This is a genomic window from Bordetella pertussis 18323 (assembly GCF_000306945.1).
GTDB lineage: Bacteria > Pseudomonadota > Gammaproteobacteria > Burkholderiales > Burkholderiaceae_B > Bordetella > Bordetella pertussis.
The window spans coordinates 697,833-718,167 of the sequence record NC_018518.1 but is presented as its reverse complement, the minus strand read 5'-3'; the positions used below and the strand labels follow the sequence as shown (position 1 = coordinate 718,167).

General features: G+C 67.9%; 14 protein-coding genes and 1 pseudogene. 4 read left to right on the top strand and 11 right to left on the bottom strand.

What is annotated here, in order from left to right:
* Positions 1-4: 4 nt before the first annotated feature.
* The 4 genes from clpA to clpS form a co-directional block, all read right to left on the bottom strand.
* Positions 5-2,320 carry an ATP-dependent Clp protease ATP-binding subunit ClpA gene (gene clpA, locus BN118_RS03440; protein WP_014905521.1) on the bottom strand — a complete coding sequence of 772 codons (2,316 nt, stop codon included), beginning with the start codon at positions 2,318-2,320 and terminating at the stop codon, positions 5-7.
* Positions 2,321-2,375: 55 nt separating this feature from the next.
* Positions 2,376-4,544 carry a penicillin-binding protein 1C gene (pbpC, locus tag BN118_RS03435; RefSeq protein WP_010931115.1) on the bottom strand — a complete coding sequence of 723 codons (2,169 nt, stop codon included), beginning with the start codon at positions 4,542-4,544 and terminating at the stop codon, positions 2,376-2,378.
* Positions 4,541-9,721: an alpha-2-macroglobulin family protein gene (locus tag BN118_RS03430; RefSeq protein WP_162471245.1), complete on the bottom strand. Its 5,181-nt coding sequence runs from the start codon at positions 9,719-9,721 to the stop codon at positions 4,541-4,543. The genes pbpC and BN118_RS03430 overlap by 4 nt, the downstream gene beginning before the upstream one ends.
* Positions 9,722-9,819: 98 nt before the next feature.
* Complete coding sequence (clpS, locus tag BN118_RS03425; protein WP_003820400.1) at positions 9,820-10,134, bottom strand: ATP-dependent Clp protease adapter ClpS; 315 nt, start codon at positions 10,132-10,134, stop codon at positions 9,820-9,822.
* Positions 10,135-10,361: 227 nt separating this feature from the next.
* On the opposite strand from clpS, the gene BN118_RS03420 reads away from it, so the two are divergent.
* A complete protein-coding gene (locus BN118_RS03420; RefSeq protein ID WP_003812875.1) occupies positions 10,362-10,607 on the top strand; it encodes a cold-shock protein in 246 nt (81 codons plus the stop codon).
* 94 nt (positions 10,608-10,701) lie between these two features.
* A complete protein-coding gene (locus tag BN118_RS03415) occupies positions 10,702-11,220 on the top strand; it encodes a DUF192 domain-containing protein (RefSeq protein ID WP_003820399.1) in 519 nt (172 codons plus the stop codon).
* 99 nt (positions 11,221-11,319) lie between these two features.
* Here BN118_RS03415 and pcaF read toward each other — a convergent pair whose 3' ends face one another.
* The 5 genes from pcaF to BN118_RS03390 all read right to left on the bottom strand — a co-directional run bounded on the left by pcaF (position 11,320) and on the right by BN118_RS03390 (position 17,315).
* Positions 11,320-12,525: a 3-oxoadipyl-CoA thiolase gene (gene pcaF / locus BN118_RS03410; protein WP_014905519.1), complete on the bottom strand. Its 1,206-nt coding sequence runs from the start codon at positions 12,523-12,525 to the stop codon at positions 11,320-11,322.
* 115 nt (positions 12,526-12,640) lie between these two features.
* Positions 12,641-14,038: a chloride channel protein gene (locus BN118_RS03405; RefSeq protein ID WP_041166132.1), complete on the bottom strand. Its 1,398-nt coding sequence runs from the start codon at positions 14,036-14,038 to the stop codon at positions 12,641-12,643.
* Positions 14,039-14,154: 116 nt separating this feature from the next.
* Positions 14,155-14,733, bottom strand: a complete 579-nt coding sequence (gene sodB, locus BN118_RS03400; RefSeq protein ID WP_010931119.1) for a superoxide dismutase [Fe] — start codon at positions 14,731-14,733, stop codon at positions 14,155-14,157.
* Positions 14,734-14,805: 72 nt separating this feature from the next.
* A complete protein-coding gene (gene xseA, locus BN118_RS03395) occupies positions 14,806-16,197 on the bottom strand; it encodes an exodeoxyribonuclease VII large subunit (RefSeq protein ID WP_014905517.1) in 1,392 nt (463 codons plus the stop codon).
* A gap of 167 nt (positions 16,198-16,364) precedes the next feature.
* Positions 16,365-17,315, bottom strand: a complete 951-nt coding sequence (locus BN118_RS03390; protein WP_005012067.1) for an IS481-like element IS481 family transposase — start codon at positions 17,313-17,315, stop codon at positions 16,365-16,367.
* 102 nt (positions 17,316-17,417) lie between these two features.
* Here BN118_RS03390 and BN118_RS03385 point away from each other — a divergent pair.
* Positions 17,418-17,855 (top strand): annotated as a pseudogene (locus tag BN118_RS03385) (tripartite tricarboxylate transporter substrate-binding protein); the annotation flags it as partial.
* A gap of 50 nt (positions 17,856-17,905) precedes the next feature.
* A complete protein-coding gene (gene garL, locus BN118_RS03380; protein WP_014905516.1) occupies positions 17,906-18,682 on the top strand; it encodes a 2-dehydro-3-deoxyglucarate aldolase in 777 nt (258 codons plus the stop codon).
* Between the two features lie 117 nt (positions 18,683-18,799).
* Here the strand turns inward: garL and rpsT are convergent, their stop codons facing one another.
* Positions 18,800-19,063, bottom strand: coding sequence for a 30S ribosomal protein S20 (gene rpsT, locus BN118_RS03375; RefSeq protein ID WP_003812908.1), 264 nt, complete (start codon positions 19,061-19,063; stop codon positions 18,800-18,802).
* 100 nt (positions 19,064-19,163) lie between these two features.
* Complete coding sequence (locus BN118_RS03370; protein ID WP_003812906.1) at positions 19,164-20,168, bottom strand: FecR domain-containing protein; 1,005 nt, start codon at positions 20,166-20,168, stop codon at positions 19,164-19,166.
* Positions 20,169-20,335: the final 167 nt, after the last annotated feature.

The window sequence follows — 20,335 nt, the reverse complement described above, 5'->3', positions numbered from 1 at the left end:
ACGGTCAGTCGATCAGTTCCACTTCCTGTTTGTCGGCGGCGTTGGACGACGGCTTGCCGGGAGCCTCGAAACCGAGAACCACCTTGCCCGCGTCGTCCAGGTCCACCGTGACGTTGCCGCCGTCGACCAGCTTGCCGAACAGCAGCTCGTCGGCCAGCGCGCGGCGTATCGTGTCCTGGATCAGGCGCTGCATGGGACGCGCGCCCATGAGCGGATCGAAGCCTTCCTTGGCCAGGTGGTCGCGCAGCTTCTCGGTGAATACCGCGGCCACGCGACGCTCGTGCAGCTGGTCCTCGAGCTGCATGAGGAACTTGTCGACGACCCGCAGGATGATCTCCCGCGACAGCGCCGAGAACGGAATGATGGCGTCGAGCCGGTTGCGGAACTCGGGCGTGAACATCCGGCGGATCTCCGCCATTTCGTCGCCCGCGACGCGTTCATTGGCAAAACCGATGGCGGGACGGTTCAGGGTTTCGGCCCCCGCGTTGGTCGTCATGATGAGAATGACGTTGCGGAAGTCGGCCTTGCGCCCGTTGTTGTCGGTCAGCGTGCCGTGGTCCATGACCTGCAGCAGGATATTGAAGATATCCGGATGCGCCTTTTCGATCTCGTCGAGCAGCAGCACGCAGTGCGGCTGCTTGGTGATGGCCTCGGTCAGCAGGCCGCCCTGGTCGAACCCCACGTATCCCGGCGGCGCGCCGATCAGGCGCGAGACGGCATGGCGTTCCATGTACTCGGACATATCGAAGCGCAGCAGCTCGATGCCCATGGTGAACGCGAGCTGGCGCGCCACTTCGGTCTTGCCCACCCCGGTGGGGCCGGAGAACAGGAAGGCGCCGATGGGCTTGTCGGGCTTGCCCAACCCCGAGCGCGCCATCTTGATGGCGGCGGTCAGCGCACCGATGGCCTCGTCCTGGCCGAACACCACGGTCTTGAGATCGCGGTCCAGCGTGGCCAGCTTGCTGCGGTCGTCGTTGGACACCGACTGCGGCGGGATGCGCGCGATCTTGGAAACGATGTGCTCGATCTCGCCCTTGCCGATGACCTTCTTCTGCCGCGAGCGCGGCAGCAGGCGCTGCGCCGCGCCGGCCTCGTCGATGACGTCGATGGCCTTGTCGGGCAGGTGGCGGTCGTTGATGTAGCGGGCCGACAGCTCGGCAGCGGCGCTCAGCGCGGCGGCCGAGTAGCGCACGTTGTGGTGCTCTTCGAACCGGCTCTTCAGGCCGCGCAGGATCTGCACGGTCTGCTCGACGCTGGGCTCGGGCACGTCGATTTTCTGGAACCGGCGCGACAGCGCGTGGTCCTTCTCGAACACCCCGCGGAATTCGGTATAGGTGGTGGCGCCGATGCACTTGAGCTGCCCCGACGACAATGCCGGCTTGAGCAGGTTGGATGCATCCAGCGTGCCGCCCGAAGCCGAACCGGCCCCGATCAGGGTGTGGATTTCATCGATGAACAGGATCGCGTCGGGATTGCCGCGGATCTGCTTGAGCACGCCTTTGAGGCGCTGCTCGAAATCGCCCCGGTACTTGGTCCCGGCCAGCAAGGCGCCCATGTCCAGCGCAAAGACCTGCGCGGTCTGCAGCACCTCGGGCACCTCGCCGCGCGTGATGCGCCAGGCCAGGCCCTCGGCGATGGCGGTCTTGCCCACGCCGGCCTCGCCGACCAGCAGCGGATTGTTCTTGCGCCGGCGACACAATACCTGGATGACCCGTTCGACCTCGTGCTCGCGGCCGATCAGGGGATCGATGCGGCCGGCCAGCGCCGCGGCGTTCAGGTCGTTGGCGTACTGGTCCAGCGGCGACTGGCGCGACTCTGCGCCCGGCTCCTCGCCGCTTGCCTGCTGTTCCTTGGGCAGCGCCGAGGATTCCTCCTGCGGCTGCTTGGTGATGCCATGTGACAGGAAATTGACGACATCCAGCCGCGTGACGCCCTGCTGTTGCAGGTAGTACACGGCGTGCGAGTCCTTCTCGCCGAATATGGCGACCAGCACGTTGGCGCCGGTAACCGGCTTCTTGCCGGTGCCGCCGGCCGACACGTGCATGATGGCGCGCTGTATGACACGCTGGAAACCCAGCGTGGGCTGGGTGTCGACTTCGGCGGCCCCGCTGGGAATGACCGGGGTGTTCTCGGTCACGAACTGACGCAGATTACGGCGCAAGTCATCCAGATTGGCGGCGCAGGCACGCAGCACTTCGACTGCCGAAGCGTTGTCCAGCAACGACAGCAACAGGTGCTCTACGGTAATGAATTCATGCCGGGCCGAGCGGGCCTCGACAAAAGCCATATGCAGGCTGACTTCAAGCTCTTGGGAAATCACGCTTCCTCCGTAACGCATCGAAGCGGTCAAATACACGATTCATATTCTATGCCGATCATGGCGTAACGCCAGAGATTTCAAATTCCAGACCAGCATACCTGCCCTGGCCGTCCATCACTGTCAACGCGTACCGCCCATTGCGCGACAACGTCAGTGTCTGCGCCTGTCCAGCCGCGCCACTACGGTACACCTTACCGTCCAGCATCCACCATACCTCACCACTGGCGCCCTGCGCGCCGACTTCCAGCGTGACTGCCCGCTTTCCGGGCACCGGACGCAGAATGGTGCCATCGGCCACGCCCTCGATGCGCAAAGGCCCTGTCGCCGTATCGGCATAGCCGACGAACGACGGCGGCACCGTATCGTCCAGCGCCCAGGCCATGCGGCGCTCCGGACAAATGCCCGCTGGCGCGCTGCCCAGCCGCCAGCCCAGCGGCCAGCACGTCACCACGGCCTGCACCTGCGGCGGACGGGTGCGCGGCACGGGCGCGCCCGCCGGCAACGCGGCCACGATGTCCTGCAGCAGCGGCGCCGCCACGTTGGCCCCGAAAAATCCCGGGTTGGGCGTGCCGTCGGGCCGGCCCACCCACGCGCCGATGGTATAGCGGTCGGTCACGCCCACCGCCCAGGCATCGCGAAAGCCGAAACTGGTCCCGGTTTTCCAGGCCAGCTGGCGGCCCGCGGCGGCGCCCTGAAACAGGGGACGATCCGGATGGCCGCCCAACTCGAGGATATCGCGCACGATCCAGGCCGCCCCGGGGCTCATCAGGCGAGCCTCGATGCGCGGCTGGCTGGCGCGCAGCCGGGGCCGGCCCGACAGGCCGCCGCGAGCCAGCGCGCGGTAAGCACCGACCAGTTCTTCCAATGTGGTGCCGCCCCCGCCCAAAATCAAGCTGAGGTTCGGCACCGCGCCGGCCGGCATGCGCAAATGCACGCCCCCCGCCAGCATAACCGATGCGAATCTGGCCGGACCGACCCGGTCCAGCAGGTCCACCGCCGGCACGTTCAGCGACCGCTGCAGCGCCTGGGCCACGCTGACCGGCCCGGCGAACGCCGCCTGGAAATTGCCCGGCGCGTAGCCGCCGAACGACAGCGGCGCGTCCAGCAGCAGGCTTTCCGAATGGATCAGTCCCTCGTCCAGCGCCAGCGCATACAGGAACGGCTTGAGCGTCGAGCCCGGCGAGCGCACGCCGCGCACCATGTCCACGTGCGCGTAGCGGCTGTCGTCGGTGAAATCCGCGGAGCCGGCGTACGCCTTGACCTCCAGGCTGTCGTTGTCCATGACCAGCACGGCCATGGACACCTTGGGCGGCAAGGCGTCGACGCGGTCCAGCAGCATGGCTTCCACCGTGGACTGGATATCGGGATCCAGGGTGGATCGGACCACGCCGGCGGCCGGCCCCGCTTCGCCCAGCAGCCGCTGGGCGGCCAGCGGCGCCAGCCAGCGCGCGCGCAACGGCGGGGCGACCACATTCTCGATACGCGCGTCGGCCACCAGCGCCGCGTCCCACACGCCGCGCTGCGCCATGCGCTGCAACACCTTGTCCCGGGCCAGCTGGGCGGCCTGCGGATGGCGGTCGGGGCGCAGGCGCGACGGCGCCTGCGGCAAGGCGGTCAGCAGCGCCGCCTCGGCGTGGCTCAGGTCGGCGGCCGATTTGCCCAGCCACATGCGCGCTCCCATTTCCACGCCCTCGACGATGCCGCCCATCGGCGCGTGGCTGAGGTACAGCCCCAGGATCTCGTCCTTGCTGTAGTGCATTTCCAGCTGGATGGCGCGCCAGGCCTGGCGCAACTTGGCCGACAGGGTCTTGGACGGCTGGCCGGCCAGCTCGGGATCGAGCAGGCGCGCGACCTGCATGGTCAGCGTCGAGCCGCCGGAGACGATGCGGCCGTGCGCAGCCCATTGCCAGCCCGCCCGCGCCAGGGCGAAGGGATTGACGCCGGGGTGCCAATAGAACCAGCGGTCCTCGTACGTGAGCAGGGTTTCGAGATAGTGCGGCGATACCTGGCCGGGCCCGACCGGGTAGCGCCAGACCCCATCGCGGCTGGGATAGGTGCGCAGCGGCGTGCCGTCGGCTGCCACGACGACCTGGGCGCCGTCGGAGCCGAAGCGCGGCAGCGGGAACAGGCGGTCCAGCGCCAGCAAGGCCATGACGACGCCGCCGGCCAGCACCGCCGCGGCCAGCGCCGGCCGGCGCCAGCCGGCCAGGCGCCGGAAGGTCATGGACGACGCGGCGCGCGGTCGCGGATCTCTATGCTGCTCCATGAGTCGCCCACTGCGCGCAATTCAGGCCGGTACATGTCCTCGGCCTCGGTCGCGGGCACGCTGTAGCGCCCCGGCGTCACCACGCGCGCGAGGTAGAAGATATCCACCTTGCCCCGGCCCAGCATCGTCGCCGCGACGTAGCGGTCGTCGCGGAATTCGCGGTGCTTGATATTGGGGTCGGCCATGGACTCGGCCACGCGGCGTCCGCCGATCGTCCAGTCCTGCATGTCCGGACTTTGCGACAGGTTCAGGTTCTCGATCTCGAAGCCGGCCGGCACGCGGTCCACCACCAGGGCGTCCGGAATCAGCCGGCTGGCTTCTGCCTGCACCCACACCACCAGCATGTCGCCGGTCTGCAAGGTGCCGCCGTTCCAGGCGGTGCCATCCGGACGGTACCAGACGCGCTTGAGGCGGATCACGTCCGAGCGCGGCGCCGGGGCAGCCATGGTGGTGCCCTGGACGTCGAACTCGGCGAACATCGACTGGCTGCCGGTATTGCGCAACTGCAGGCCGGCCAGGTCGCCCGCGCTCAACGCGAGGGTGTGGTCGTCGCGCCCCTGCAGCGTCTTGAGCTCGCCCGTGCCGATCTGCAGCGCGGCCTGCCAGGGCGTACGGCTCTCGGCGCCGGTGGCGCCCGCCGCCAGCAGCAAAGCCATCTGCTCCTGGGTGGACAGGTACGAACGCACGCCCAGGTACCCGCCGACCTGGTCGAGCAGCGCCTCGGTACGGTCGTGCTTGAGCCCGTACTGATTGACCAGGGCATACGACAGCGCGTAGTCGCGCACGGCGCTGCCGTAGTCGCCCAGCCATTCGTCCAGGTAGTTTGAGCCGGCGCGGCGATTGATGCCGTACGAGCGCGTCATCGCCTCGTCCAGCGCCGTCTTCATGCGGCCCTCGTCGCCCATCAGCTTGAAGGCGGCCGCCAGCTGCATCAACGGCAGGGGCGAGCGCGCGCGCTCCTGATAGTTGTCGTAGAGCTGGCGCACGGTCGACAACGGCGCCTTGCCGTCGCGCGCCAGCACCAGCGCCGCGGCGGCCAGACCGGCGAAGCGGCGGTGGTCCTCCCTCAGGATGGCGGCGTCGTTCTCGTCGAAGCGCCCGCTCGCCAGGGTGCGGCGCAGGTTCGGCGACCAGGTGCCGAAGCCGCCCGAAGCCTGCTGCAGCTGCTCGAGCAGCCACTGGCGCGGCCGTTCGAGCAGGGCCGGGGCGAGATTGAACTCGTGGTCGCGCACGTCCTGCATGAAGCCCACGGTGTAAGCCGTCAGCCAGACGTCGCGCGAGCTGCTGTCGCCCCACAGCGAATACGAGCCGTTGGCCGCACGCATGCCGGCCAGCCGCCCCAGGGCCGACGCGACGCGGCTCTCGCGGTCGGCGCGCGAATACACCTTCAGGCCGAACCGCTCGGCCGCCGCCTCGTCGATCAGCACCCATGGGATCGCCGCGCTGATGGTCTGCTCGGTGCAGCCGTAGGGATAGGTCAGCAGGCCATCGACCAAACGGCTTACGTTGATCGGCGGACGGTTGGACAGCGTCATGCTGACCGATACCGAGTCCGGGAAATAGGCCGACGTCCAATCGCCCGGCGCCGGCAGCGCCTCGCCCGGATTCAGCCGGACGCGGCGCACGCGGCGCTCCGGCGCATGGGCGGGCTGCACCTGCAGCACCGACTCGCGCACGATGCGCACCGGTTCGGCGGCGCCTTCGCCGTCGACCGACAGGCGCATCAGGCCCAGGCCGTACGAGCCGGTCGTGGTGGCCACGAAACGCAGCGTGCTGCGCTGCTTGTCCTTGAGGGTCAGGGTGCGCGTGCCGTCGGCGATGGCCAGCGGATCCAGCGCCTGCAGGCGCACCGTGATCTTCTGGGTGGCGCCGCTGAGGTTGGTGACGTCCAGCGCAATGGCCGTCTGGTCGCCCGGCGTGATGAAGCGCGGCGTGTTCAATTCGGCCACGATGGGCGCGGCCACCGTCATTTCCCTGTCGGCGCTGCCGAACTGGTCGGCGGTAAAGGCCACCGCCATCAGGCGCAGCGTGCCGTTGAAGTCCGGCAGATCGAGCGCGATGTCGGCCTCGCCCTTGTCGTCCAGCTTCACCGGGCCGGAGAACAGGTCGACCAGCTTGACCTTCTTGGGCAGGCTGCGGCTGTCGCCGCGCATGGCCGCGTCGCCGCCCCATTTGAGGCGGCCCTGCGTGCCATCCATCTTCTCGATCAGCTTGCCGTATATATCCAGCAGTTCCGGCGCGTAGCGATGCTTGCCGAAGAAGAAATCGAGCGGATCGGGCGTGGCGTACTGGTTGATGTTGAGTATGCCCACATCGACGGCCGACAAGGTCACCCTCGCCGCCTTGCCCGCCGCGCCCTCGACCTTCACGCGCACGGTGGCGCGCGTCTCGGGACGGGTCTTGGCCGGCGCCGACAACGACACCTGCAAGCGGCGCTCGTCACTGGCGATCGGCAGGAACGCCAGGCCCAGCGCGCGCGCCGGCGTCACCCGGTCGCCCTGGCTGCCGGGGCGAAACACAGTGGCCGAGACATACAGATCGTGGCGCTTCCACGCCTTGTCGACGGGAATCTCGACCTGGGTGCCCGAGGCCTGGACCGGGACCCACTTGGACCACAGCATGCGGTCGCCCTCGACCGTGACCAGGGCCTGGCCGTCGTGCGGCGGCGTGATCGTCATGGCAACCGTGTCGCCCGGGCGCGCCGGCACGCCTTCCAGCTTGAGCTGCACCCGGTCGGGCCGATTGCCCACGGCATCGGCGTCCTGCGCGTTCCAGCCGGCATAGAAGCGGTACCGCAGGGTTTCGCCGGTCTGCGGGTCGGCAATCTCCAGGCGATAGCGTCCCCAACCCACGTTCAGGGTCAGCGGCGTGCGCTCGCCCACGTCGACGACGCGCGAATCGGTCAGTTCCTCGTTCTCGGTGTAACCGCTGTGCCAGCCGCGCTGGTCGTCGAAGCGCCAGTAATACTGCCGCTCTTCATGGTACAGGCGAACCTGGGCCTGCTGGACGGGCACCACCTTGCCGCTGGCGTCCACCCGGGTGATTTCGAACGCCGCCGGCGCGCCTTCGCGCGCCACGTCGCGGTCGAACAGCGGCCGCACCGCGATCAACTGCGGCGCAGGCCACACGGTGCGCTCCAGCGAACGCACCACCGGCCGCCCGCCCAACTCCAGCAGGCTGGCCGATACGCGCACGCTCATCGGCGAATGCGTGCCGTCGGTGTGCGGGTCGATCTCCAGCTGCCCGGCGCCGGTGTCGTCCAGCTCGCTTTCGGGCAGCTCCTCGTAGTGGCGGCGCGTATCGTCGGCCACGTCGCCGAAGATGAAGCCCGGCCACTGTTGCGGCAGCGCGTAGCGGTTGCGCTTGACCTGGAAGCTGGACAGCAGGCGGTTGCCGGCGGCCGGCGCGCCGTACAGATAATCGCCCTGCACGTCCACGCGCCACGGCTGGCCCGGCTGCAGCACGGTTTGCGCGGAGTCCAGCTGCAACTTCATGCGCTCGGGCAGGAATTCCTCGACCTGGAACTTCCAGGCGGCGTCCGGCAGCCGCGCGGCCGGGTCGATGCGCAGCTCCAGCATCCATGCGCCGGTCTGGGCATCGACCGGCAACTCGATGGCCTGCTCGATATAGCCGGGCTGGTCCTTGGCCGGATGCCACAGCGCCGTGCGCACCACGCGGCCATCGGGACGCTTGAGGGTGGCCGACACGGGCGCGGCGGCCAGCGGCCGGCCGTCGGGGTCGCGCGGCAGCACCGACACATGGAAGGTTTCGCCCGGCCGGTACAGATTGCGGCCGGCGTAGACAAAGAGATTGTTGCTGCGCCCCGGATGGCCGCCTACGTCGAATTCGGACAGGTCCAGCGCGGGCTCGCCCAGCGCCAACACCGTCATTTCCTTGCCGCGCGAAGCGCGCAGCACCTTCGACTTGGCGAAGTCGCCGTCGATGCGCACATGGCCCTGGGCATCCGAGTTGGCCTTGGCCAGCACCTTGCCGGCGCCGTCGAGCACCTCGACCAGCGCGCCCGGAATGGCCACGCCGTCCTTCAGCGATACGGTATAGGCCTCGATGCGCTCGGCGTAGCGGCGCGTGTGCAGGCCGATATCGCTGACATAGAAATAGGTCACCTGGTATTCATAGCGGAACCGGCCCGGCTGGCTCATGACCGCGACATAAATACCCGGCTCCTGCAGCTCCTTGACGCCTTCGATCGGCAGAAAGGTCACATGGCGGCGGTTGGGCTTGTCGTCGGTCAGGAAACGTCCCTGGTAGACGCTGGTGGTCAGGCCGTGCAGGCGGTCCAGGTCCCAGTTGCTGACCGATCCCTTCAGGCTGCGGTTATCGGCGTAGCGCCAATCGTCGGCGTCGTCGCGGTCGTCCGCGCCGGCGTCGTTGCCGATACCCAGCACCGAACCGAAGAACTCGGGCACGCGGTCGGGCTCGACCCGCAGGAACTGCACATCGACCTCGGCCAGGTTGACCGTGGCCACCGGCAGGCCGCCATTCTGGCCGGCCGGCAGCACGACGCCGCGGCTGGCGAAATAGAACGAGGGCGGCATGGCCTGGGTGTTGACGACGCAGTGGCCAACGGCGCCCAGGGTGCTCTTGCCGTCGCCGGCCGGCACATCGCCCTGCCATTGCACGGCATAGGAGCGCTGCGGCCGCACATACGGGAAATACACGACGCGCGGATTGTCGCCGACCACCCAGGCGCCATCGACCTGCTTGCCCTTGGCGCCCGCCGCGCCGGCCTGGGCCGGCGCCGGCCGTTCAATGGCGGCATTCTCGTCGTCGGACTGCGCCAGCGGACCGGTGTCGACCACCTTGATCAGGCGGGACAGGTCGGTCCTGCGGTCGACCGGCTGGGTAAAGGTGAGCGCCAGCGACAGGGTGTCGTTGTACTGGCGCGGCTGGCAGTTCAGCGCGGCAAAGGGGTCGGCGCTGCCGACCACCGCCTGGCCCGTGGCCGGTTGCGCGGCCTGCGGCGCGGGCTGCGCCGCCTGGCCCGCCGCCGGCGCGGTAACGGCGGCAGGCGTGGCGGCCGGTTGCCCGCCGCCCTTGCCCATCCACCAGCCTGTCCCCACGGCCGCCGCCACAACGACCGCCCCGCCCAGGGCCAGCCAGGCCTCCTTCTTCATTCCGCTCACAGACCACCCCTACTTTTTATTGAGGCCGATTTCTTATTGCGCCCGCGCAAGGCCAGGCAAAACGACGCGGCGACCGCGCCCGATGCGGATCAGGTCGGTTCCATAATGCACTGCAGCGGATGCTGGCGCGCCCGCGCATACTGCGAGACCTGCGCGATGCGCGTGGCCGCCAGATCGCGTGGATATACGCCACAGACGGCGCGGCCTTCGTGGTGCACCTGCAGCATGATGCGCGTGGCGTCTTCGCTGTTCTTGCCGAAGAATTTCTGCAGCACCTTGACCACGAACTCCATGGGCGTGTAATCGTCATTAAGCAGCACGACCTGGTACATCGGCGGCGGCGCCGTGCGCGCCGGCTGCTTCTCGACGACCACGTCGTGCTGCGTATCCAAGGTAGAACTCATAGGGCGGCTATTCTATTTAAACGTACTGAAAGCAATGTGTTACTTACGTAGATTTACAACCAGAAATGCGTAGTTTCCATACTTGACGTCAGAAAGAAAACCAGCGCATTATCCACGCATTCGGGGGGCTCTCGGCTGTTACGAGCCTCATCCGGACACCCGGGAGGGGTAAAAAGCAGACGCTGCCGCACCCTTCTGACAACATACGATTCAATGAGGCAGTCCGCATGTCTGATACGACCGCAACCGCTGTCCAAGGGGACAATCCTAAAGCCACGGGTACCGTTAAATGGTTCAACGATGCGAAGGGGTTCGGATTCATCACGCCCGATGACGGCGGTGAAGATCTGTTCGCGCATTTCTCGTCCATCCAGATGAACGGTTTCAAAACCCTAAAAGAAGGCCAGAAGGTCTCGTTCGAGATCATTCAGGGTCCCAAGGGCAAACAGGCACTCAATATTACGTCTGCCTGAGCACCATTGCTTATCGCGTCGCCACTGCGCCGATACCATTTGGCGCCGGGCGTCGTTATTATTTGAGGCGGGGCTGCATGCCCCGCCTTTTATTTTGCATTGTCCGCCAACTCCAGCCCCCATGTCGATTGCCGCCGTCCTGCCTGTCCTGCGCCGCATTGCCCGCACCCGCTTCTGCGCCGCCGTGCTGGCGCTCTCCGTCCTTTCCTTCGGCGCCGCGGCGCAGCATAGCAGCAGCGGCAAGCCGCAGCCCCGCCTGCCCACCACGCCGCTGTCGGCCGGCATCCATATCATCCACGCGGAGGTGGCGGACAACGACGACACCCGCCGCCAGGGCCTGATGTACCGCACCGAACTGCCCGGCAACGACGGCATGCTGTTCGTCTTCGAGGCTCCCGACCAGCAGTGCTTCTGGATGCGCAACACCCCGCTGCCGCTGTCGATCGCCTTCATTGCCGACGACGGCACCATCGTCAACATCGAAGACATGGCGCCGCGCACCGACGATACGCATTGCTCGCGCAAGTCGGTGCGCTATGCGCTGGAAATGGCCCAGGGCTGGTTCGCGCGGCACGGCATCAAGGCCGGCGCCCGGATCAACGGCCTGCCCTGAACCCGGCGCCGTCGGACCGCGCCCGCCCCCGCGGCAGGCGCCAGAACGCAAAAAAGGAGCCCTAAGGCTCCTTTTTGCCATGCCGGGGACTCGCCAGGCTCAGACGCGCTCGATGATCAGCGCGATGCCCTGCCCCACGCCGATGCACATCGTGCACAGCGCGTAGCGGCCGCCGCCGCGCTGCAGCTGGTTGATGGCGGTCGTCACCAGGCGCGCGCCGGAGGCGCCCAGCGGATGGCCCAGCGCGATGGCGCCGCCGTTGATGTTGACCCGGGCGTCGTCATCGGCGATGCCGAGGTCGCGCATCACGGCCAGGCCCTGCGCCGCGAAGGCTTCGTTCAGCTCGATGACGTCCATCTGCGCCAGCGACAGGCCGGTCTGCGCCAGCACCTTGCGCGTGGCGGGCGCCGGGCCCATGCCCATGATGCGCGGCGCCACGCCGGCAGTGGCCATGCCGACCACGCGAGCGCGCGGCGTCAGCCCATGGCTGGCGGCCGCCTTCTCGTCGGCCAGCAACAGCGCGGCCGCGCCATCGTTGACGCCCGAAGCGTTGCCGGCGGTCACCGAACCGCCCTCGCGCACCACGCCCTTGAGCTTGGCCAGCGCTTCCAGACTGGTATCGCGCGGGTGCTCGTCCTTGGACACCACCACGGGATCGCCCTTCTTCTGAGCGATGGGCACCGGCGTGATCTCGGCGTCGAAAAAGCCCGACTGCTGCGCGCGCAGCGCCTTCTGCTGGCTGGCCAGCGCGAATTTGTCCTGGTCGGCGCGGCTGATCTTGAAATCATCGGCCACGTTCTCGGCCGTCTCCGGCATGGAATCCACGCCGTACTGGGCCTTCATCAGTTTGTTGACGAAGCGCCAGCCGATGGTGGTGTCGTAGATGGCGGCGTTGCGCGAAAAGGCGCTGTCGGCCTTGCCCATCACGAACGGGGCGCGGCTCATGCTCTCGACCCCGCCCGCCAGCATCAGGCTGGTCTGGCCGGCGGCGATCGCGCGCGCGGCCGAGCCGACGGCGTCCAGCCCCGAACCGCACAGGCGGTTGATGGTCGCGCCCGGCACCTCGATCGGCAGTCCGGCCAGCAAGGCCGCCATGCGGGCGACGTTGCGGTTGTCCTCGCCCGCCTGGTTGGCGCAGCCGTACAGCACATCGTCCAGTTCTTCCCAACGTACGCCGGGGTTGCGCGCCATCAGGGCCTTGATCGGCACGGCGGCCAGATCGTCGGCCCGCACGGAAGACAGCGCACCGCCGTAGCGGCCGAAAGGGGTGCGAATCGCATCACAGATAAAGGCTTGCACAGTCATGGGAAGCTCGAAAGGGTGAAGGAAACTGCGGATCGGCTGATGTTACCGCAGTGCGTCATAAGCAGGCCGCACCCCGGCGCAGATGTCCAACAGACGGACGCCAAACGTGGTCCGTCTATTCCGTGGACGCCTTGCGCCCTGCTTCCACCACGGCCGTGCGACGAAACCGGCCAGCCGCCAAGTGATAGAACGGCCGCGGGCAGAACTGGCGCGACACGACCGAGGCCCCCAGCGCGCCGACCAGCAGCCAGAACAGCATGGGCTGGCTGCCCGTCATTTCCATGACGACCACGCTGGCGGTCAGCGGCGCCTGGGTCGCGGCGGCCAGGAAGGCCGCCATGGAAACCAGCACCAGCACGCGCGTATCCACGCCCGGGCCGGCCCAATGACTGATCTGCTCGCCGATGCCGGCGCCGGTGGTCAGCGCCGGCGTGAAAATGCCGCCCGGAATGCCGGCCCAGTACGAGGCCACGGTGGCGGCCAGCTTGGCCAGCCCGAAGCCGTCCGGCACGCCGTCGTGGCCGGACAGCAGGGCCGCCGCCTTGTCGTAGCCGGTGCCGTAGACCGCGCCGCCGGTCAACAGGCCCAGGCAGGCCAGCGCCAGCCCCAGCCCGAACGCCGTCGCCACCGGATGGCGGCGCACGCGTTCGCGCCAGCGTTGCGGCGCCGCGCCGGCCGCGCCCTTGCCCAGCAGCCGGGCGAACACGCCGCCCAGGATGCCGTTGACCACGCAGCACACCAGCGTCCACCACAGCATGTTGTGCGCCAGCGCCTGGCCCGCGAAGGTACCGAGGTACGGGTTGTTGCCGGCGATGGCCACCACCAGGAAACCGGCGGCCAGCACGCCGATCAGCACCAGGCGCTGCCAGCGCAGCACCGTGCCGCGGCCCAGCTCCTCGATGGCGAAGATCACGCCGGCCAGCGGCGCATTGAAGGCTGCCGCCAGCCCGCCGGCCGCGCCCGCGGCTATCAGCTCCTGGCTGTGAAAGCCGCGCAGCGGCACGCCGAGGCGGCGCCAGAGCTGGCCCCACGCCAGCATCAGCGCGGCGCCCACCTGCACCGAGGGGCCCTCGCGGCCGACCGATGCGCCAGCCAGCATGGCCAGGAAGGTAAGCGGAATCTTCCACAGGGCCTGGACCAGCGAGACCAGGCGCTGCTGCGCCCCGCCAGGCGGCAAGGACAGGCCGGCGATCACCTGCGGAATGCCGCTGCCCGATGCATAGGGCGCCAGGCGCAGCGTCAGCCAGCACAGGACGGCCAGCGCGCACGGCGTCACGATCAGGGCCAGCCAGCCGTGGGCGGCGGTCCATTGCCGGTTCCAGTGCAGCGCCAGGTCGGCCAATTGCGTAAAGCCCAACGACACCAGCGCAACCAGCGCCGCGCCGCCCAGCAGCAGGGACACGCTCAGCGTCCGATGCGAGACGCGCCGCATCTGGCACAGCTTGCGGCGCGCCAGCCGGCGCAGATGAACGAGATAGCGGTGCGGACGAACGGCCAGTTCCGGATTCGGCATGGGCGCGCAGGGCAAGGAAGGAGGGTCGCAGGCCGTACCTTACCATCGCGCACGCGGCGTGGCTGCAATGCAAACGGCCCGGCAGGGCCGGGCCGTCTCGATCGCACGTGCGGCGATTAGGCGAAATTCTTCGCGGCGAATTCCCAGTTCACCAGCGCCCAGAAATTTTCCAGGTACTTGGGACGGGCATTGCGGTAATCGATGTAGTACGCGTGCTCCCACACGTCACAGGTCAGCAGCGCCTTGTCGGCGGTCGTCAGCGGCGTGGCGGCGTTGCTGGTGTTGACGATGTCCAGCGTACCGTCGGCCTTCTTGACCAGCCAGGTCCAGCCCGAGCCGAAGTTGCCGGCGGCCGACTTGTTGAAGGCTTCCTTGAAGGCGTCCACGCTGCCCCACTTGGCCTTGATGGCATCGGCCAGCGCGCCGGAGGGCTCGCCGCCGCCGTTGGGCGACAGGCTGTTCCAGTAGAACGTGTGGTTCCAGACTTGGGCGGCATTGTTGAAAACGCCACCCGAGGACTTCTTGACGATCTCTTCCAGCGACAGGTTCTCGAACTCCGTGCCGGGGATCAGGTTGTTCAGGTTGGTGACGTACGTCTGGTGGTGCTTGCCGTAGTGAAACTCGAGCGTTTCCTTGGAAATGCGCGGAGCCAGCGCATCCAGAGCGTAAGGCAGGGGGGGAAGAGTGTGTGCCATGAGTCGATTCCTTCTTTGTTGAATGCACGATCAAGCCTTCTCATTGTATCGGCTCTTGTGCGGGCTATCGCCTTAACCCCGCCGCAACGCAGGGTTACCGTCGGTGCCATCGGGTGTCCCGATGTCCGTGACGTCGGCGCCGATCCGGCCGCGCGCCACGGCGATCTCGATCCGGTCGCGCGCGGCCAGGCGCGTGGCGTCGGTAACGATGGCCCCGGCGGCGTCGCGCACGATGGCATAGCCACGCGCCAGCGTATGCTGCGGATCGAGCGCGCGCAGTTGCGCGGCCAGCGTGTCCAGCCTGGCCTGGCGGGCGGCCGCCAGGCGCGCCTGCGCACGCCCCAGTTGCGCCAGCAGCGCGGCGCTGCGTTCGGCTGCGCGCCCGGTATCGGGCCGCCGATGCGCCAGCCGCTGGGCCAGCATGTCCAGCCGCGCCACCCGGCGCCCCTGCGGCCCGCGCCATGCGGAGGCCAGGCGATGGCGCAGCGTGTTCAGGCGTTCTTGCTGGTGCGCCAGTCGTTGCGCCGGCGAAGTCAGCATGGCGGCGGCCCGGTCCAGGCGCTGGGCGGCCTGGTCGAGCCGGCGCTGCTGGGCCCGCGCCAGCCACTCGGCGGTGTGGCGCAGCGCGGCCAGCAAATCGCCGCGCGGCACGCAGGCCAGCTCGGCGGCGGCGGTGGGCGTGGGCGCGCGCAGGTCGGCCACGAAGTCGACGATGGTGAAGTCGGTCTCGTGCCCCACCCCGCTGATCACCGGGATGTCGCTGGCGGCCACCTCGCGCGCCAGCGCTTCGTCGTTGAAACTCCACAAGTCCTCGATGCTGCCGCCGCCACGCACCAGCAGCAGCGTATCGACCTCGGCGCGCTGGTTGGCCTGCGCGACGCGCGCCGCCAGCCGGGCGGCCGCGTCGGCGCCCTGCACCGGCGCCGGGTAGATGATCACGGGCACCTGCGGCGCGCGGCGCGCCAGCGCCGACAGCACATCGCGCAAGGCGGCCGCGTGCAGCGAGGTCACCACCCCGATGGCGCGCGGCAGCCGCGCCGGCTGGCGCTTGCGCTGCGGATCGAACAGCCCTTCGTCCTGCAGTTGCGCCTTCAGGCGCAGGAAAGCCTCGTACAGGTTGCCCACGCCGGCGCGGCGCATGCCGTCGGCCTGCAACTGGTAGTCGCCGCGGGGTTCGTACAGGGAGACGCGCGCGCGCACCTCGACCTGGTCGCCCGGGCGCGGCACGAACCCCACCTGGGCGGCGCGGCTGCGGAACATGACGGTGCGCACCGCGGCACGGCTGTCCTTGAGCGTGAAATACCAGTGGCCCGAGGCCGCCTGGGTGAAATTGGAAATCTCGCCGCGCACCCACAGCGACGGGATGCTGCGCTCCAGCAATTGGCCCACAGCCTGGTTCAACTGGGCAACTGTCAGGATATCCCGCGCGAATACGTCGTTTGTGACCGACAATCCAATTGTCATAAGGGTTTCCGAGCCGATATATGTCCACAGGCCTTATGCGGCGGGCCCGCATCATAACCGAACCGCCGCGCCGCCCCCCGGCTGCCCGCAACGCCAGCAAATTCCGTGCAAGTCTTTGTTTTTACACTGAAAATAGTGTCACGCATGCTGCATACATTGCGAGCAGCCTAGCTGTGAACTGTCAATAGGTTGTATTCGTCCAGGTTGAGTCTGGAGATGGGTACAGCGCGCCCGATGCCTTGGTGGGGTCGATGCCAGTTGTAGTGGTGTAGCCAGGATTTCATGGCATCGGCTCGGTGTTGGGAGTTCTGGTAGGTGTGAGCGTAAGCCCACTCACGCAAGGCCGACTGGATGAAGCGTTCGGCCTTGCCATTGGTCTGTGGGCGGTAAGGTCGGGTAAAGCGGTGCTTGATGCCCAGCTCATGGCACAGCGCGGCGAAGGCGCGGCTGCGAAAGGCCGAGCCATTGTCGGTGAGCAAGCGCTGGATGGTCACGCCCAGGCGCTGGTAGTAGGCCACTGCGTCCTTGAGGAACTGGACGGCGCTGGGGAAGCGCTCGTCGGGGTGGATGTCGGTGAAGGCCACGCGGGCGTGGTCATCGATGGCCACGAAGACGAAGTCCCAGCCGGCCCCCTCAACGGTATCGCGTCGGTTGCCCGTGACCCGGTGGCCAGGGCGCTGGATACGTCCCAGCTTCTTGATGTCGATGTGCAGCAGATCGCCGGGGGCCTGATGCTCGTAGCGCACCACCGGCTCGGCCGGCTCCAGGTCGGCCAGGTGCGACAGACCGGCGCGGGCCAGGACGCGGCTGACGGTGCTGGCTGACACGCCCAGCGCCTGGGCGATGCGCGCTTGGGTCAGCCGCTTGCGGCGCAGCTCCACGATAGCCAGCGCCTTGGCCGGCGCAATCGCTCGGGGCGAGACCGTCGGGCGCGAGGACGCATCGGCCAAGCCCGCCTGGCCCTGAGCCAGGAAGCGGCCCAGCCATTTGCGCACAGTCGGCGCGGTGACCCCATAGGCGCGGGCCGCTTCAGGCACACAAACTTGATGGGCGATCAATTGCTGGACCATTTCGAGTCGACGTAGGAAGGTCAATCGGGCATGCTTATGGGTGTTCATCCGGCCGGGCTCCTTGAGTGAACTGGGGGGGTGGCGATTTCCAGTTTCTCAAATCCGGTTCGGATGAACCATGCATACAACCTATTGAATCTTCACATCTAGCTGGTGCACGTCCCGTACAAGGGCGGGGCCGCCGCCATTACCGATACGATAGGCGGGCGCGTGTCGGTGCTGTTCCTGAACCAGGACAACCTGCTGCCGCAGGTGCAGGGCGGCAAGGTGCGGGCGCTGGCGGTGGCCAGCGTCAAGCGCAACCCGGCCTACCCGGATACGCCCACCATTGCCGAGTCGGGCTATCCGGGTTTCGCCGCCGAATCGTGGTTCGGCCTGTCGGCGCCTGCCGGCACGCCCGCCCCGGTCATCGATCGGCTGAGCCAGGCCACCGTGCGCGCGCTGGCCGCGCCGCAATTGCGCGACAAGCTGCAGGCGGTGGGGTTCGTGGTCGTGGGCAATGACCCCAAGGCGTTCGACGCCTTTGTCGCCGCCGAAATCGACAAATGGGGCAAGGCGGCCCAGGCCTCCGGCGCCCGCATGGATTGACCCGGCAACCACGGCCGGCGCCAGGCGCCGGCCCTCATCCACCTCGGGGAATGACGACGATGAATTCACCGCTGCCCAACCGGTTTCGCCAGCGCATCCTGGCGCGCGAGCAACTGATCGGCTACTGGCTGAGCCTGGCCAGCCACATTACCGCCGAAGTGGCCGGAATGGCCGATTTCGACTGGCTGCTGCTCGATGCCGAGCACTCGCCCAACGATGTGCCGCTGTTGCTGCAGCAGTTGCAGGCGCTGCAGGGCAGCGCCAGCGCCGCCGTGGGGCGGCCTTCCTGGAACGATCCGGTCGAGATCAAGCGCATGCTCGATATCGGCTTCTACAACCTGCTGATTCCGTTCATCGATTCGGCCGACGATGCGCGCCGGACGGTGGCGGCCATGCGCTATCCGCCGCAGGGCATGCGCGGCGTGTCGGTGGCGCAGCGCAGCAACCGCTACGGGACGGTGACCGACTACCTGCGGACCATCAACGACAACATCTGCGTGCTGCTGCAAATCGAAAGCCGCCCGGGCGTCGAGGCGGTCGACGAGATCGCCGCGGTCGACGGGGTCGACGGCGTCTTCATCGGCCCGTCCGATCTGGCCGCTGCCCTGGGCCATCTTGGCAACCCCGGGCATCCTGAGGTGCAGGAAGCCATCCGCCATCTGCACGGCAGGGTGGCCGCGCAAGGCAAGGCGGTAGGGATACTCGCGCCGGTGCAGGCCGATGCGAGGCGCTACCTGGACATGGGGGCGCACTTCGTGGCGGTCGGTTCGGACCTGGGCGTCTTCAAGCAGGCCACGTTCGCCCTGCGCGCGGCATTTCCGGCCTGAGGCGGGCGGCGGCCGCGCCCGGCGTGCGCCAAAACAGGCGTGCGCCAAAACAAAAAGGATGCCCGCGGGCATCCTTTCTGCTTGCCGTATTCGCTGCCCCGAAGGGCAATACTGGCTTTAGGCCAGCGCCTTGACGGCGGCAGCCAGGCGGCTCTTGTGGCGAGCAGCCTTGTTCTTGTGGATGATGTTCTTGTCAGCCACGCTGTCAATCACGCTCGTGGCTTTACGCAGCGTTTCGCCAGCAGCAGCCTTATCGCCAGTGGCGATGGATTGGCGAACGCGCTTGATGGCGGTGCGCAGCATCGAGCGCAGGCTGGAGTTGTGCTTGTTGCGCTGGACCGATTGGCGAGCGCGCTTGCGGGCTTGGGCGGTATTGGCCATGTTGCTTAGCTAGTATGAATTCGGCAAAGTCAGACATTGTATCAAGTCCGACGGGGATTGCAAGCCCCGCGCCAACAAAAAGGGCGGCGGGGGCAGGGTGTCAGGCGGTTGCGACGCCGATCGACACGAACCAGGGCGTCAGGCGGGTGACCCGGATGGGCACGCTGGCTTGCAAGGCCACAAGCGTAGCATCACTGTCGTCCAGAGGGAAGGTTCCCGAGACCGGCAGGCCGCCCGCCGCCATGCTGACTCGCAGCGTGCCGCGCCGGTAGGGGCGCATGGCCGCCACGACGTCGGCCAGGGGGCGGCCATGCGCCTCGATCCAGCCGTTTTCCCAGGCCGCGTGGGCCGCCAGCCCGGCGCGCGGCGTGTCCACGCGCGTGGCGTCGAAGCGGGCGCCGGTGCCGGCGCGCACGATGCCACGCGCGTTGGCCACGGTTTCGATCTCCACGTCGTTCTCGTGCACGACTACCAGCGTGCGGCGGACCTGCTGCCGCACCATGTAGCGGGTGCCCAGCGAGCGCACCACGCCTTCGGCGGTCTGGACCGAGAACGGGCGGTACGGATCGGCGCGCACCGTGACCGAGACGGCGCCTTCGAGCAGATGCAGGCGCCGGTAGGTGGCCGTGAATTCCAGGTTGACCCGGCTGCGGGCGTCCAGCAGCAGTTCGCTGCCGTCCGACAGCATGTAGCGGCGCCGCTCGCCGGTGTTGGTGGCCGCGTCGGCGGCCAGCGCGTTGAGCGGATAGAAGCTGTTGCCGACGTAGGCCGCGGCGGCCAGGCCGGCGCCGCCCAGCGCCAGGGCGCCGACGCTGCTGAGGAAATGGCGCCGCGCCGGCATGGCCAGCGTCTCGGCGGGCAGCTCGGCGGGCGGTGCCTGGTCGGCGCCGTCGTAGCCGGTCGGATAGGCGTCGCCCAGCCGGCCGGTATTGGCGCCGGCCAGGGTACCCGTGAGTTGCTGCCAGGCGTTCTCGTTCATCGGGTTGGCGTTGCGCCACGCCAGGAACCGGGCGTAGTCGGTACGCGTGGCCTGGCCCGAGCGCAGCAGCAGCAACCAGTCGACGACCTGGTCGGAAAGCGGCGGCGTATTGGCGGCAGTGTTCAAGGTTCGATCCGCATTGAGCCTTACGGCTCGTCCGGCGATGGCAAGTTGGACAGTATCAATGCCAGATTAAACAGTATGCTTTTTTACGAAAATTTACCTTATATGGTTACAAATGTCGATCCAATAAATGCAAAGACCGGCCGTAAGGGCCGGTCTTTGTTGTGATT